We start from the raw sequence: 15,634 nt of genomic DNA on the forward strand, positions 1-15,634 counted from the left end.
TTAATATGTTCAGGACGGTTGTGCGCCCAATTCCGAGTTCGCTTGCGACCGCCCTGCTCGGCAAGCCTCCCTCATAGAGCCGCACGACATCACGCCGCATCTGCTCGGTGATCCGCGATCGGAGACGTTGGTGTACCGATTGTTCCTGATCAGGGCGATGTTCGGCGGTTCCTGGGGTGTTGGCCTTGGCCCCAGCGAGGACTACGAGAACACCGACCCCCACCCGGGTGATCACATCACCGGGTGGGGGTCGGTGTATTCGGCCCGGTCCGCGTTGGCCGCGAGGACGGTCATTTCATCTGATGCGGCGGAACCTCGTCGTAGCTGACGGCATGGCCGCCGGACCGCTTGTGCCACCAGTACGTCAGCGCCCACAGGACCACGCCGAGCAACAGGAGCCAGCCGGCGATCACATACTGTTCGGGGTCACGGCCGGTGAACGGCAGGGTGAGGTAGCCGCACGTGATCGCGCCGACCACCGCGACGGGTGTGGAGGTCCGGAAGTGCTTGTGCTCCACCTTGTCCCGCCGCAGGACGAGGACCGATACGTTGACCACGGTGAACACCGCCAGCAACAGCAGCGCGGTGGTGCCACCGAGCAGTCCCACGACCGAACTATTCGGATCGGAGCTCACATAGGTGAGTAGTAGCAGGGCGATGACCGTGGTGAAGAGGACGGCCGCGAACGGCGTCCGGCGACCCGGGTGCACGTACGACAGGACCTTGGGCAGCACGCCTCGTTTGGCCATGCCGTAGAGCAACCGGCTGGCCATCATCATGTTGATCAGTGCGGTGTTGGCGACGGCGAACATCGAGATCCACGGCAGCAGGTCCGACATCGGGAAGTCCGGTGCCGCTGCCTGCACGACGTCGACGAGCGGCGTCTCGCTCTCGGCCAGCACGCCCACCGGCACGATCGCCACCGCGCAGATCGCGATGAGGACGTAGACGAGTGCGGTGATGCCGAGGCCGCTCAGCATCACCTTCGGGAAGATACGGGTCGGCTCCTTGCACTCCTCGGCCATGTTGACCGAATCCTCGAAACCGACGAGCGCGAAGAAGGCCAGCGAGGTCGCCGCGGTGACGGCGACGAAGGCGGTCTTGTCATCGGGACTCTCGAAGGCCACCACCGCATCCCAGTGTTCGGCGTTGCCGCCGACGATGAACCAGTACCCGATGAACAGCACGAGCAGCAGACCGGAGAGCTCCACCAGCGTCAGCACCACGTTGGTGCCGACGCCCTCGGCGACGCCGCGGAAGTTGATGAACATGACGAGCAGCAGGAAGCCGATGGCCACCGCGTACAGGGCCGGATTCGTGGCGTCGGGGGTGTCGCCGCTGAACGCGGTCAGCATGTTGACCGCGAAGGCACGAGACGCCGTCGTCGCCGATGTGATGCCCGAGCACATCACCGTGAACAGGACGATGAAGGTGACGAAGTGGATACCGAAGGCCTTGTGCACGTACAGCGCTGCGCCTGCGGCCTCCGGATACTTCGTCACGAGCTCGAGATACGAGAACGCGGTGAGCGTCGCGACGGTGAAGGCGATGAGGAAAGGTAGCCACGCCGCGCCCCCGACCTCGCCGGCCACCTGTCCGGTCAGCGCGTAGATGCCGGTGCCCAGGATGTCGCCGATGATGAACAGGAGCAGCAGCTTCGGACCGAGTACGCGTTTGAGTTCGGGCTGCTGTTCGGCATTCTTGCCGGTCTCCCCGGCATTTGTGCTGGCAGTCATGGGATCACGCTAGCCCTCGGATACCAGGGCCGCCGAGCGAATTGCGCCGGTCACCGCCGATTCGTCGGACGGGCCGATCCGGGGGTGGGAGGGGTCGGGGCGACGGGAGAGGGCGGGGTCGGGGGCGGTGGGAAGTGGGCCCAGCGCGTCTGTGCGAAACTATCGCCCATGAGCAACGGCACCCTGATCCTGATGCGTCACGGCGAGAGCGAATGGAATGCGTCCAACCAGTTCACCGGATGGGTGGACGTGGCGCTCACGGACAAGGGAAAGGCCGAGGCCGAGCGGGCCGGCGAACTGCTCGTCGAGCATGACCTCCTGCCCGACGTCCTGTACACCTCGGTTCTGCGACGCGCGATCTCGACGGCGCAGATCGCCCTCGACCGCGCCGACCGCCACTGGATTCCGGTGGTCCGCGACTGGCGTCTCAACGAGCGTCACTACGGTGCGCTCCAGGGCCTGAACAAGGCCGACACCCTGGAGAAGTACGGCCAGGAGCAGTTCATGCTGTGGCGTCGCAGCTACGACACCCCGCCGCCGGCCATCGAGCCCGACGCGAAGTACAGCCAGGTCGGCGATCCGCGGTACGCCGACCTCGACCAGGTGCCGCTGACCGAGTGCCTCAAGGACGTCGTGGCGCGCATGATCCCGTACTTCACCGAGACGATCGCCGCCGATCTCCGGGCGGGCAAGACCGTGCTCATCGCCGCACACGGCAACTCGCTGCGGGCGCTCGTGAAGTACCTCGACGACATCTCCGACGAGGACATCGCGGGCCTGAACATCCCGACCGGCAACCCGCTGCGCTACGACCTCGACGAGAACCTCAAGCCGCTGAATCCGGGTGGCACCTACCTGGACCCCGAGGCGGCTGCCGCCGGCGCGGCTGCCGTCGCGGCCCAGGGTCAGAAGTAGGCCTTCACGGCGGCGCGCCCGCCGTCCGGGAGGCCGTGCGAGGAGCGTGTAACATAATCGCGATAGCTTCTTTGGTGTGACCCGCGCTACATTAGACGCTATGGCGGATGTGGGCACCCTGCGGATCGATCATTCCCCCGCTCAGGAAAGGTATGAGGCGGTTCTCGTCTCTGATTCCTTCGGCGAGGACGAGGTCGTCGGCTATCTCGACTATGTCTCCGAGTACTACCAGGTCGTGCTGACCCACACCGTGATCCGTGAGCAGTACAGCGGGCATGGCTATGCGGGACAACTCGTTCGGTTCGTCCTCGAGGACATCCGGGCGAGCGGCAAGCAGGTGGTCCCGGTGTGTTCGTACGTTCAGCGTTTCATCGAGCGCCACCCGGAGTTCGCGGACATGGCGGTCCCGGTCCCGCAGTGACCTCGCGCCGGCGGCGGGGTCATCACCCGTCGACGGTCATCCGCGCCGACCGCCACCTCTTCGGCCAACGGCGCGTGAACAGCTGCCGAACAGCTGCGACCTATGTGCGACCGGAGTTGGTTCGGCCGTAAGCTGAGCGGGTGGCCGCCGCAATCTCAGCCGCGACGATCGCGTTCGTACTCGCGCTCATCCTCGGAGTCATGCTGGGCCGTCGACTCGACGCACCCCGGCGGTCCCGACGCCTCGCGCTCCGCTCATCGTCCAGCCGGGGACGTGCACCCGCGGAATTCCAGTGCTCTCCAGACGCTGCCCTGCCGGTTCCGGCCACCGACCGCGCGCTGGTGCCGCGGGCCGTGTCGGCATCCGCCGAGATCCGCGATTCCGACGTCGCGTCGACGACCGCCGACGGCCGCATGACCAAGGCCGGCCTGTTGAGCATGGTGGTCCGCCATTCGTCGACCGCCGTCGCGGTGGTCGACGAGTTCCGGGATGTCGTGATGTTCAACCAGCGGGCCGTCGAACTGGGCATCGTCCGCGAGATGCTGCTCGCCGACCCCGTCTGGGATGCGGTCAAGGACGTCCTCGACTCCCACGTCGATCACCACTTCGAGTTCAACCCGCCCACCTCGACCCTCGGCTTCGTCTCCACCGGCCGCACCCCGCGACCCATCGTCGAACACGTGCGGTGCCTCGCCAAGGTGGTGGCACAGGACGACGAGCGCTACGCCGTGGTCTACGGCCTCGACGACACCGAACACAAGCGTCTGGAGGCCACCCGGCGCGACTTCGTGGCGAACGTGTCGCACGAACTCAAGACGCCGGTCGGAGCCATCGGATTGCTGGCCGAGGCCCTCCTGGAATCAGCCGACGACGTCGAGTCGGTCCGGCACTTCGGGCAACGGGTGGTCGGGGAGACCAAACGCATGGGCAGGCTGGTGAGCGAGCTGCTGGCCCTGTCCCGCCTGCAGGAGGGCGACACCCCCGAGTTCACCCCGGTCGGTGTCGACGAACTGATCGACGACGCCCTCTCGGCGGCGACGCTGACGGCGGAGGCGGCGGCGATCGAACTGCGGTCCGACGACCCGATCGGCGCGACGATCCGCGGCGACCGGCTCCTGCTGCTGACCGCTCTCAACAACCTGATCACCAACGCCATCGCCTATTCGCCTCCGGACACCGTCGTCTCGATCAGCCGCCGCATCATCAAGATCGACGGCCGGCCCATGGTGGCGATCGCCGTGACCGACCGGGGCATCGGCATCGCGCGCGCCGACCAGCAGCGTGTCTTCGAACGGTTCTTCCGCGTCGACCAGGCGAGGTCGCGGATGACCGGTGGTACCGGACTGGGCCTGGCCATCGTCAAACACGTGGCCGCCAATCACGGCGGCACGATCAACCTGTGGAGCGAACCCGGTACGGGCTCCACCTTCACGCTGTGCATCCCCGAGGACCTCTCCGACATGGACTGGTCCACCGAGGATGGGGGGTCCAGGTGAGTCCCCACCATCTGCCGATCCGATCGGCCACCCCTGCGGTGACGACAACGAAGGAATCTGAGAGTTGACCCACGTGCTGATCGTCGAGGACGAGGAATCGCTGGCTGATCCGCTGGCGTTCCTACTGCGCAAGGAAGGGTTCGAGGCCAGCATCGTCAACGACGGTGCGCAGGCGCTGCCGACCTTCGACCGCGTGAGCCCCGACATCGTGCTCCTCGACCTGATGCTGCCCGGGATGTCGGGGACAGAGATCTGCAAGGCCCTACGGGCCCGGTCGAATGTGCCGGTGATCATGGTGACAGCCCGCGACACCGAGATCGACAAGGTCGTCGGCCTGGAACTCGGTGCCGACGACTACGTGACCAAGCCGTACTCGGCACGGGAACTCATCGCCCGCATCCGGGCGGTCCTGCGACGCGGGGGCGACACCGCCGAGGAGGACCTCGATCTCGGTGTCCTCGAGGCGGGCCCGGTCCGGATGGACGTCGAGCGTCATACCGTCGCGGTCAACGGTGAATCGATCACCATGCCGCTCAAGGAATTCGATCTCCTCGAATACCTTCTGCGCAATGCCGGCCGTGTGCTGACGCGCGGGCAGCTGATCGATCGCGTCTGGGGTGCCGACTACGTCGGCGACACCAAGACCCTGGACGTGCACGTGAAGCGCCTGCGCTCCAAGATCGAGCCGGACCCGGCCAACCCGAAACACCTCATCACCGTTCGCGGACTCGGATACAAACTGGAGGCCTGAGCCGGGTGCGCGGGGTGTCCCCGCGCACCCGTGTCACTCCGGCGGCTGCAGCTCGTATTTGACGTCGGTCTCGCGACGCGCGGTCGCGGCTGTTGTTGCCGGGTGAACGGCGATGAGCCCCAACCCGTTCCGGCGCCGGCATGCGGCCGCGAGGGCCTCGTAGGCGGCGGCGCCGATGAGCTCGGTCAGCTCGGGCGCATAGGACTCCCAGACCTGCTTCGCGCCGACGTGTGCGTCGGGCGATCCCGAGCAGTACCACTTGAGATCGTGCCCGCCCTCGCCCCAGCCACGGCGGTCGAACTCGGTGATCGTGGTCTGCAACACCTGGGTGCCGTCGGGACGTTCCACCCAGTCCTGCTCACGGCGCACCGGCAGCTGCCAGCACACGTCGGGCTTGACGGTGAGCGGCTCGAGGCCCTTGCGCAAGGCCATCGAGTGCAGTGCACAACCCACGCCGCCGGCGAAGCCCGGACGGTTCAGGAAGATGCACGCGCCCTTGTGAAGTCGCGTCTTCAGCGCGGGCTCGTCATCGAGGTCACCCTCCTCGAGGTAGCCCTTGGGGCCGAGTGGGTTCTTGCCGGAACCCTTGTTGTGGAACTGCCAGTCCTCGGGGGTGAGCATCGAGACGCCGTGGGCGAGACGTTTGCGGTCGTCGGAGTCGGACAGGTAGGCGCCGTGGCTACAGCAGCCGTCGGTCTCGCGTCCGGGCAGGATGCCCTGGCAGGCCGGGGTGCCGAAGACGCACGTCCAGTGCGACAGCAGCCAGGTCAGGTCGGCTCTGATGTGGTGTTCGGGATCGGCCGGATCGACGAATTCGTACCATTCGCGCGGAAAGTCGAGTTCGACCTCCGGGGCGGGGGTGATTCGTGGCGCGGACGGCGAGATGGCGGTCACGACCACAACGGTAGCCGGGATCGTGCCGCCACGACGCCTGCACTACCGTTGACGCGTGCGCTTAGGAGTTCTGGATGTGGGTAGCAACACTGTCCACCTCCTGGTGGTCGACGCCCATCGGGGCGGTCACCCGACCCCCATGAGTTCGACCAAGGCGGTTCTACGGCTGGCCGAACAGATCGACGACGACGGCCGGATGAGTGACAAGGCCGTGGCGAAGCTGATCGACTCGGTTGAGGAGTTCACCCACATCGCGGCCACCTCCGGATGCGAGCAGATGATGGCCTTCGCGACGTCGGCCGTCCGGGACGCCACCAACTCCGACGATCTGCTCGACGAGGTCGAGAGGTGCACCGGTGTGCGCATCGCGGTCCTGTCCGGCCGTGACGAGGCGCGGCTCACCTCACTTGCCGTCCGCCGCTGGCGCGGGTGGAGCGCGGGACGCATCCTCGCCCTCGACATCGGCGGCGGGTCCCTGGAGATGTCCAACGGCGTCGACGAGGAGCCCGATGTCGCGCTGTCGCTGCCCCTGGGCGCCGGCCGGCTGACGCGTGAGTGGCTGCCGGACGATCCACCGGACCGGCGTCGGATCGGTGTCCTGAGGGACTGGCTCGACGCGGAGTTGCGTGGACCGGCCAAGGAACTCCTCGGGCCCGGTTCACCAGACCTCTGTGTGGGCACCTCGAAGACCTTCCGCAGCCTCGCCCGACTCACCGGGGCCGCGCCGTCGAGCGCGGGACCCCGCGTTCGTCGCGAACTGACCACAGGTGGCCTTCGTCAGCTGATCTCCTTCATCTCCCGGATGACCCGCTCCGACCGCGCCGAGCTCGAAGGCGTCAGCGCCGATCGTGCCGGTCAGCTGGTTGCGGGGGCGCTCGTGGCGGAGGCGGCTATGCGGGCCTTCCAAGTCGATACACTGGAAATCTGTCCGTGGGCTCTGCGGGAGGGCGTCATCCTGCGTCGACTTGACGCGGAACCGGCCGACTCGTTCGAGCCCTCACAGACGACTGGCGCCCGTGGCGGCGTCGGCTGATCCGGTCTGCGATGCCCACGGGTGCGCGGGATGGGGGAGAAGGTCGACGGTGTGGTCCACGAGCGCCGAGAGTTACCCAAGCGGATGCGCTCGACCGGCATCCGGTGACGTTCGAGGACGGAGAGCCACTTCATGTCGAAGGATTCGGAACCCGAATCTCGACCCATTTCGGTATCGGAACTACTCGCCCGGTCGCAGGCGGCCGGCGGTACGACGCCGACCCGGCGTGACGGTCGGGGACGGCGGCGTGCGGGTCGCGACGGCTCGGTCTCGGTTTCCGAACTGACCGGAGAGATCCCGAAGATCAACGACGCGTCCGCACCGCAGGCCGACGAGAAGATCGCGCCCGCAGACAAGGGTGCGTCCGCGGAGGCCCGGGAGGCCGAGGCTCCGACGGTCGAGGCCCCGGAGGCCGAGCCCACCGAGGCGACCACCACCGAGGCCGAGGCCACCGAGACCACCGAGGCCGAGGCCACCGAGACCGCGACCCCGGCTGCGCCCGAATCCGCCGCGCCCGACGCGTCCGAGGCGAAGCCGACCGAGGCGAAGGCCTCGGAGCCGAAGGACACCGGGACCTCCGCCGACAAGACCGCATCCGGGCCCGCGACCCGCGGATGGAGCCCCACGGGCCGGTCGGGGACCGAGACCCCGGGCGGTCCGTTCCCACGGTCGGGGAATCCCGTTGCGCGTCGCGCCGCCGACGACCGCCCGGTCGCCGATCGGCCGCGCCCGGACCGGCCGTTCGCGCCGGGAGGTCGCACCGCCAGCGGGATGCCCGGCTTCGGCGCGACGCCGCCGGCCACCCGTGACTTCAGCTCGGACGCCGTGGCCCGCCGCATGAGTCCGCCGCGCGATTCGGAGCCCGTCGACGAGGAGTCGGCGAACGCGGTCACCGGGATCATCCCGATGGTGGACGGGGCCGATGGCGGCACCGACGAAGGTCTCGTCGTCGTCGAATCCGATGATGTGGTGACCCACGACCTGACCGAGGTCGACTCCGGTTCCGGACCGCGTGAGCGCGGTGACAGCGGGTTCTCCGACGTCATGGACTTCGACGCCTACCGCAACTTCGCCGACGTGGAAGGCGACGCCGGCCCCGGTGCACAGCCGACCGGTACGAGCAGGCTCAAAGGCGCCAAGGCGCTCGGCGGGCTCGCACGCAAGCTCTTCGGCCGGAAGGGGGCCGCCGCTGCCGTCGGTTCCGGGACCCAGGCCGGCACGTCGGCGGCCGAGGACACCGGCACGCGGTCCGTTCCGGGTGGCCGTGCGCGAGCCGCCGCGGCACGGGCACGCCGTGACGACGACAACCCGACCGAGATCATCGAGCCCATCGCGCCCCCGGAAGACGACTCCACGCGCGAGGACACCGCGCGGGACGAGACCCGGCCGGAGGAGACCCGACCCGAGGAAACAGAGGCCTGGCAGGCGTCGGCCCAGTGGTACGACACCGAGGCGTGGTCGGCGCCGGTCGTGGACGAAGAGGACAACCAGCAGGACGAGACGACCCCCGAACCGGCCGAGGGCTCCGAGGCGGTGGTCCTGTCCAAGCACGAGACCGCACGCGTGGAGGAGACCACTGATCTCGACGAGACCCCCGACGTCGTCGCCGACGGGTCGTCGGAGGAGACCGCCGCCATCTCGGCGGGCGCCGCGGACTCCGAGCAGGGCAAGGTCGAGAAGCCCGCGGTCGCCGGCAGCGAGGTCGGCGAACCGGAGGCTGGGGAGGAGCGGTCACCGGCCCTCGCCTGGCTCCTGATCCTCGGTCAGGCAGTCGTGGGTCTGCTGGTCGGCATCGGTCTGTTCTGGGGATTCACCGAGCTGTGGCGCTGGAACCCGTACTTCGCGCTGGTCCTCGCGGTGCTGGTGATCTTCGGGATCGTCACGCTCTCGCACGTCGTGCGGCGCACCAAGGACCTGGCGACGACGCTGCTCGCATTGGGCGTCGGGCTGTTGGTGACCATCGGTCCACTTGTGTTGCTGGCAACGTGACGTCGTCCGAGCCACCCCTTCTCCCCAGACCAGAGATACCCATCGGTCTGTCCACCGCCTCGGTCTACCCGCAGAACACCGAGGCGGCCTTCGCCTACGCGGCGGATCTCGGTTACGACGGGGTCGAGCTGATGGTCTGGGGCGACCCGGTCAGCCAGGACATTCGCCGCGTCGGATATCTGTCGGACCACTACCAGGTCCCGGTGTTGTCGATCCATGCCCCGTGCCTGCTGATCTCACAGCGCGTCTGGGGCCGGGACCCGGTGGTGAAACTGGCCCGATCGGTGCAGGCGGCCGAGGATCTGGGTGCCCCGACCGTGGTGGTGCACCCACCGTTCCGCTGGCAGCGCGGCTATGTGTCGGCCTTCGACGACCTCGTCGGCGAGCTCGAGGACGACAGCGGGGTCGCGATAGCCGTGGAGAACATGTTCCCGATGCGTGCCGACCGTTTCTTCGGATCACGTGAACCATCCGTGCGACGACTCCAGAAGCGGGGCGGTGGGCCCGGTCTCGCCGCGTCCGCATTCGGCAAGTCGATCGATCCCACCGACGACGGATACGCGAACTACACCCTCGACCTCTCGCACACCGCGACGGCCGGGGTGGACGCCCTCGATCTCCTCGATCGCATGGGACGCAACCTCAACCACCTCCATCTCGCCGACGGGCACGGTGCGGCGACCGACGAACACCTCATCCCCGGCGACGGTGGACAACCGTGTGCCGAGGTGTGCCGCCGGATCGCGGCGAGCGACTTCGCCGGTGCCGTGGTGCTGGAGGTCAGCACCGGCAGCGCCCGGACCAAGCCCGAGCGCGGTGCACTCCTGGCCCGTTCGCTAGATTTTGCGCGGCAGCATCTCAAACGGGAGCTGCACCCCGAGAGCGCCGGCCGGCGCAACAACTGACGCCGGAGATCGTCGCGTTGCGGTCTTCGCCGGCGTCGGGGTCGGCACGACGAAAGCGGGGACCATGACCAGCAAGATCACCGAGGTGCAGATCCTGACCGAGGTGGACCGCGGTGGTCCCGACGCCATCACGCTGCGTGCGCACATCGACGAGACCTTCACCATCGGACCCAAGGTGCACGGCGGCACCCTGCAGATGGTCGTGGCGAAGGCGGCGCGCACCGCACTCACCGCCCTCACCCCGTCCGACGACCCGAAAGTCGCGGATGCGTCCGCCGCGATGATCCCGGTCGCCATCGCCAGTGACTACCTGACCGCCCCGGACGCCGCGGACATCGATTTCGCGATCACCGTGCGCAAACGCGGCCGGACCGTGACGGTCCTGCACGTCGACGCGGTCCAGCAGGGTCGTACGGTCGTCTCCTCGTCGGTGACGATGGCGCGTCCCGACTCCGGGACCCCGCACCACTCCGGTCCGAACGTGCTCGACGGCACGCCAGTCGAACCGCCGTCGACCGGCATCCCCCTCGACGGTTCGCCGATCGCCGAGGTCAACCACCTCGGCGCGGCGATCGACCTGGTCCTCGACCCGGAGACGTTCCCGATCGTCCGCGGTGAGACCGGTGAGCCGCTCGTGCGCGGGTGGATCCGTCCGAAGGACGTCGATCCCGACGAATACTTCTCGGTCCTCGTCTGCGACATCTCGCCGCCGGTGGTCATGAATCTCGCGTTGTTCGGTTGGGCGCCGACCGTGCAGCTGACCACCTATGTCCGACGGCATCCGGCGCCCGGGTGGCTGCGCTTCGCCGCGACGAGTACCGAGGTCGGGCCCGGAATGTTCGAGGAGGATCATCTCGTGGTGGACTCGACCGGGACGGTTGTCGCCCAGTCCCGCCAATTGGCACTCATTCCCGCAGGAAGGTAGACATTCGTGACCGAACGCATCGCCATCATCGGTGGAGGCAAGATCGGGGAGGCGCTCCTGGCCGGCCTGATCGGCGCCGGAACCCCGACGAAGGATCTCGTCGTCGCGGAGAAACTCGAATCCCGGGCGTCCGAGATCGCCGACGAGTACGGGGTCCTGGTCACCGACGTGAAGACGGCCGCCGAATCCGCGCACTACGTCTTCCTGGCCATCAAGCCGGACGACGTCGACTCGGTGCTCCACATCCTCGCCTCGGCGGAGGACAACGCCGAGAGCGAACGCGTCACCGTGACCCTGGTGGCCGGCATCCCGCTGGAGCGCTACGAAAGCGCCCTACAGGCCGGTTCGCCGGTCATCCGTGTCATGCCCAACACCCCGATGCTGGTCAACGAGGCCATGTCCGCGGTCGCTGCCGGCCGCTACGTCGGCGAGGAGCAACTCCAGGCGGTCGTCAGACTCCTCAAGACCGTGGGGCGGGTGGCCGTGGTACCGGAGAAGCAGATGGACGCGGTCACCGCCGTGTCCGGGTCCGGACCCGCCTACGTCTTCCTGCTCGCCGAGGCGATGATCGACGCCGGTGTCGGGCTCGGACTCACCCGCGCCCAGGCGTCCGAGATGGCCATCCAGACCATCCGCGGTGCGGGGGTCCTGCTCAGCGATTCGGGTATGTCACCCGTCGACCTGCGGGCCGCGGTGACCTCTCCGGGCGGGACCACCGCCGAGGCGATCCGCGAGTTCGAGGCGAACGGTCTACGGCACGCCGTCTACCAGGCGACTCGCGCGTGCGCGGCCGCCAGCGCACGAGGCGGACGTCGAGTGGAAGTCGAGGGTTTGGCGTCGGGACACGCGGTTTCCGACACCCCATGAGTAGTGGTCGACAGGCAGCTAAACCCCAGCATGTTGGGGTCGAGTCACAGAAATCTCAGGAATCACGGCCCCTCACGTCGCTTTTTTCACATCTGCCACGCTAAGCTGCTTTAAGCACGTGCGTGTCTGATGTCCGCAGGAGGGGAAGCCTGCGGCCGCGACGCGTGCACCGGAGGTATGAGTGATCAATGGCACCTGCAGACACTCCTGGTGACAGGACGGCCTCGGTGAGCAACGCGACCTCTGGGTCGCAGTTCCTCACCGTCGCCGAGGTTGCGTCGCTGATGCGCGTTTCGAAGATGACCGTCTACCGTCTCGTCCACAACGGCGAACTGCCTGCGGTTCGGGTCGGACGCTCGTTCCGTGTGCACGCGAAAGCGGTGCACGACTACCTGGAGACGTCGTACTTCGACGCCGGATAGGTTCGGTCTCGGCTGACGCGCCGATCAGCAGTTTCACACAGCACTCCCGAGGGTGGCCCCGTCGCCGCCCCGGGAGTGTTGTGTCTGGAGCGGCTGTTCGCCTGTGCCGGCAGCCGGTTTCGCGCCGTCATTTCGGACACCGCGATTTCCTGATCCGACACACGGCCCGGTAGGCTCAGTGGTCGCGTACCTGGATGTACCGGTGAGCTCCTCGACCCGGGTCGTCGACGCCAGTCGACGATCACTGACGAAGCCGATCGAGTGCAGGCCAGGGTCGGTCAAGTTCATCAGTGTCAATCGTGAGGAAGCGCCCCGATGGGTTCAGTGATCAAGAAGCGCCGCAAGCGCATGTCGAAGAAGAAGCACCGCAAGCTGCTGCGTCGAACCCGGGTGCAGCGCCGCAAACTCGGCAAATAAGCACTCGCATGGCACCAGGACCCGCCTCGGCGGGTCCTTTTGCTGTTGCAGACCCGCCTCGGCGGGTCCTTTTGCTGTTGCAGACCTGCCTCGGCGGGTCCTTTTGCTGTTGCAGACCCGCCTCGGCGGGTCCTTGTGGTGTCCGGGGCTGTTGCCGCTGGGGTCTTTTGTCACACGAATGATGTGGTTTCGGGGTCGTTCGTCACCGATGACGCCGATCTCCGCCCCTCGGCGGGCTGAAACGGGTTGATGCCGTTAGCCTCGACGCCATGGCCGAATCCTCCGCAGTGCTACCTCGGGTCGTCCTGGTCACGGGAGCGTCGACTTTCCTGGGCGGGTATCTGGTCGCGCGGCTCGCAGCCAACCCACAGATCGAACGTGTGCTGGCCGTCGACTCCCGGGTGCCGCGCAAGGACCTGCTGCGCCGGATGGGGCGGGCGGAGTTCCTGCGCCTGGACATCCGGCGTCCCACGATCGCGAAGGCCCTGGCGTCGTATGGGGTCGACACGGTGGTGCACGCCGCCACGTCGATCGCCGACACCGCGCCGCACTCGGCGGCGATCAAGGAATTCAACGTTCTCGGCGCGATGCAGGTCTGCGCCGCCTGTCAGCGGACGCCGTCGGTGAAGCGTCTCGTGCTGCGGTCCACGGCGATGGTCTACGGGGCCAGTGCACACGACCCGTCGCACTTCTCGGAGGAGACCCGCGCGCGCCGCGAGCCCAAGCGCGGCTATGGCCGCGACCTCCTGGACGTGGAGGGCTACGTGCGCGGTCTCGGGCGCCGGCGCCAGGACATCGACATCACGATCGTGCGTCCGCAGGCGATGTTGGGTCCGCGGATCACCACGCGTATGGGTTCGTATCTGTCGGCGCCGGTGGTGCCGACGGTCCTCGGCTACCAGCCGCGTCTGCAGTTCCTGCACGAGGAGGATGCGCTCGCGGCGATGGAGCATGTCACCCTGGCGGGCAAGCCGGGCACGTTCAATCTCGCGGGCGAGGGCGTGGTGACGCTGACGCAGGCGATCCGTCGGCTCGGGCACATCGAACTACCGGTCCCGAGCGGTCTCCTCGCGCCGATCTCCGGCGTCTTCCAGGATCCGCGTTCGGCGAAGCTGCGTTCGTCGCAGACCGAATTCCTGACCTATGGCCGGGTGCTGGACACCACCAGGATGCGCACCGAACTGGGTTTCGTGCCGCGGTACACGACCATGGAAACCCTCGATGACTTCGTCGAACGCAGCGGCGTGACACCGGTGATCGGGTCCGACGCGTGGCGTGCGTTCGATCAGCGAGTCGTGTCTGCCGCACATCAACTCCAGTGAAATGCGAGACGAGATTTGTACGACGAGTTCCGGTCAAGGTGCGCAACGTCACTGCTACCTCTAGACTGGGTCATCAGACCCACACTGCGCGCAGGGGCAGCCACTCCACCGCGGGCGAGGGTGAGGACTTCGGGAACATGCCGGCGATCACGCGGGGAAGATCGTGGCCGTTCCCAGGTCCCGTTTCATGTCATCGACAACGCGGCGCTGCGTCTGTAGATCCGAAGGAATGGCCTGTGACGGAACGATTGCCAGTAGTTCAGGCAGCCCCGGTTCAAACCGTCGAGCGGGGGTTCGCCGACACACGGACGATCCTAGGAACAGGAACAAGGGGTGAGCGCCTTGGCAGGTAGCGGAGCGACAGATGCACGTACCGCGAAAGTCATACAGCTCTATGCGTCATCGTCGGGACCAGACGCCACCGCGGATCGCCGCGGTGCACGTGATTCCGGCCGTCGCCGACATCCGAGCCAGCAGACGCCCGAGCGGCGTGTGAAACACGGTGTCACGCAGGGAGATTCGACGGGCCTCGGTCATCCCAACACCGATGGATTCGGACGTCCGCCCGCGCGGGTGACCCCGATCAGCAGCGAGATCGCCCTGTCGGACGAGGCGCTCGGTGTCGAACACCGAGGGCCGTCGAAGTCGAGCCCGCTGTTCAGTCTCGGTGGCATTCGGAACGCCGTCGCCGACACCTTGACCTCCACCGCCGGCTTCATCCGCGAGCGGATGACAGGCGAGTACGAGGTCGACGAGTTCGGATTCGATCCCCATTTCACCGAATCGGTGTGGTTTCCGGCAGTTCGGCAGGTCTATGAGAAGTGGTTCCGCGTCGAAGTGACCGGAATCGAGAACCTGCCCCTCGAGGGCGGTGCGCTCCTCGTCGCCAACCACGCCGGCACCATCCCGGTCGACGCGATCATCACCTCGCTCGCCGTCCGCGACAACCATCCCGACCATCGGTACCTGCGTGTCCTCGCCGCCGACATGGCCTTCGACTCGCCGGGCATCAGTGAGGTCGCGCGCCGGATCGGTGCGACGCTCGCCTGCAACAGCGACGCCGACCGGTTGCTGCGTGCCGGGGAGCTCACCGCCGTCTGGCCGGAGGGGTTCAAGGGCATCGGCAAACTCCACAAGGACCGCTACAAGCTGCAGCGGTTCGGCCGGGGCGGCTTCGTGACCACCGCACTGCGCAACGCGGCGCCGATCATCCCGGTGTCGATCGTGGGCTCGGAGGAGATCTATCCGATGCTCGCCGACCTCAAGCCGCTCGCCAAGGTGCTCGGCCTTCCGTACTTCCCGATCACGCCGCTGTTCCCGTTGCTGGGCCCGCTGGGCATGGTGCCGTTGCCGTCGAAGTGGCACATCCACTTCGGCCGCCCGATCGAGACCGGTTCCTACGACGAATCGTCGGCCGACGACCCGATGGTGGTCTTCGACCTCACCGACCATGTCCGCGAGGAGATCCAGCAGACCCTGTTCCGGATGCTGAGCCGGCGGGGGAGTGTCTACTTCGGCTGACGGGATCCCCGTGCGGCTGA

Annotated in this window: 15 protein-coding genes; 13 read left to right on the plus strand and 2 right to left on the minus strand. The window is 67.5% G+C overall.

Translation table 11 applies throughout. The features are described 5' to 3' along the window. Positions 1-290 precede the first annotated feature (290 nt). Positions 291-1,736: an APC family permease gene (locus GOAMI_RS15730; RefSeq protein WP_006437540.1), complete on the minus strand. Its 1,446-nt coding sequence runs from the start codon at positions 1,734-1,736 to the stop codon at positions 291-293. 168 nt (positions 1,737-1,904) lie between these two features. Between GOAMI_RS15730 and GOAMI_RS15735 the strand changes: the two genes are divergently transcribed. The 4 genes from GOAMI_RS15735 to GOAMI_RS15750 all read left to right on the plus strand — a co-directional run bounded on the left by GOAMI_RS15735 (position 1,905) and on the right by GOAMI_RS15750 (position 5,319). Beyond that, positions 1,905-2,651, plus strand: coding sequence for a phosphoglyceromutase (locus GOAMI_RS15735; protein WP_006437541.1), 747 nt, complete (start codon positions 1,905-1,907; stop codon positions 2,649-2,651). A gap of 100 nt (positions 2,652-2,751) precedes the next feature. Beyond that, on the plus strand, positions 2,752-3,072 hold the full coding sequence (locus tag GOAMI_RS15740; protein ID WP_006437542.1) for a GNAT family N-acetyltransferase: 321 nt from the start codon (positions 2,752-2,754) through the stop codon (positions 3,070-3,072). A gap of 140 nt (positions 3,073-3,212) precedes the next feature. After that, positions 3,213-4,568, plus strand: coding sequence for a sensor histidine kinase (locus tag GOAMI_RS15745; RefSeq protein WP_006437543.1), 1,356 nt, complete (start codon positions 3,213-3,215; stop codon positions 4,566-4,568). A gap of 64 nt (positions 4,569-4,632) precedes the next feature. Beyond that, positions 4,633-5,319, plus strand: a complete 687-nt coding sequence (locus tag GOAMI_RS15750; RefSeq protein WP_006437544.1) for a winged helix-turn-helix domain-containing protein — start codon at positions 4,633-4,635, stop codon at positions 5,317-5,319. A 33-nt stretch (positions 5,320-5,352) separates the two neighbouring features. On the opposite strand, the gene GOAMI_RS15755 is transcribed toward GOAMI_RS15750, so the two are convergent. Continuing rightward, complete coding sequence (locus tag GOAMI_RS15755) at positions 5,353-6,213, minus strand: DUF3109 family protein (RefSeq protein WP_024500053.1); 861 nt, start codon at positions 6,211-6,213, stop codon at positions 5,353-5,355. Between the two features lie 55 nt (positions 6,214-6,268). Here GOAMI_RS15755 and GOAMI_RS15760 point away from each other — a divergent pair, with 55 nt between their 5' ends. From GOAMI_RS15760 to GOAMI_RS15795, 9 genes are all read left to right on the plus strand, one after another. Then, positions 6,269-7,246: a Ppx/GppA family phosphatase gene (locus tag GOAMI_RS15760; RefSeq protein ID WP_006437546.1), complete on the plus strand. Its 978-nt coding sequence runs from the start codon at positions 6,269-6,271 to the stop codon at positions 7,244-7,246. A 132-nt stretch (positions 7,247-7,378) separates the two neighbouring features. Continuing rightward, complete coding sequence (locus tag GOAMI_RS15765) at positions 7,379-9,235, plus strand: Rv0497 family membrane protein (protein WP_006437547.1); 1,857 nt, start codon at positions 7,379-7,381, stop codon at positions 9,233-9,235. Further along, positions 9,232-10,140, plus strand: a complete 909-nt coding sequence (locus GOAMI_RS15770) for a sugar phosphate isomerase/epimerase family protein (protein WP_006437548.1) — start codon at positions 9,232-9,234, stop codon at positions 10,138-10,140. Before GOAMI_RS15765 ends, GOAMI_RS15770 begins: the two co-directional genes overlap by 4 nt. 64 nt (positions 10,141-10,204) lie before the next feature. After that, positions 10,205-11,065 (plus strand): thioesterase family protein, encoded by an 861-nt coding sequence (locus GOAMI_RS15775; RefSeq protein WP_006437549.1) that lies wholly within the window; start codon positions 10,205-10,207, stop codon positions 11,063-11,065. Positions 11,066-11,071: 6 nt separating this feature from the next. Further along, the gene (gene proC, locus GOAMI_RS15780; protein ID WP_006437550.1) at positions 11,072-11,932 is read left to right on the plus strand and encodes a pyrroline-5-carboxylate reductase; all 861 of its coding nucleotides are present in this window, start codon (positions 11,072-11,074) and stop codon (positions 11,930-11,932) included. Positions 11,933-12,120: 188 nt separating this feature from the next. Next, a complete protein-coding gene (locus tag GOAMI_RS15785; RefSeq protein ID WP_006437551.1) occupies positions 12,121-12,354 on the plus strand; it encodes a helix-turn-helix domain-containing protein in 234 nt (77 codons plus the stop codon). 315 nt (positions 12,355-12,669) lie between these two features. Next, positions 12,670-12,771, plus strand: a complete 102-nt coding sequence (locus GOAMI_RS22665; protein ID WP_003402602.1) for a 30S ribosomal protein bS22 — start codon at positions 12,670-12,672, stop codon at positions 12,769-12,771. 269 nt (positions 12,772-13,040) lie between these two features. Next, a complete protein-coding gene (locus tag GOAMI_RS15790) occupies positions 13,041-14,093 on the plus strand; it encodes an NAD-dependent epimerase/dehydratase family protein (protein WP_006437552.1) in 1,053 nt (350 codons plus the stop codon). A gap of 333 nt (positions 14,094-14,426) precedes the next feature. Beyond that, complete coding sequence (locus GOAMI_RS15795) at positions 14,427-15,614, plus strand: lysophospholipid acyltransferase family protein (RefSeq protein ID WP_174324748.1); 1,188 nt, start codon at positions 14,427-14,429, stop codon at positions 15,612-15,614. Positions 15,615-15,634 lie beyond the last annotated feature (20 nt).

It is taken from the genome of Gordonia amicalis NBRC 100051 = JCM 11271 (assembly GCF_000332995.1).
In the GTDB taxonomy this organism is placed as follows: domain Bacteria; phylum Actinomycetota; class Actinomycetes; order Mycobacteriales; family Mycobacteriaceae; genus Gordonia; species Gordonia amicalis.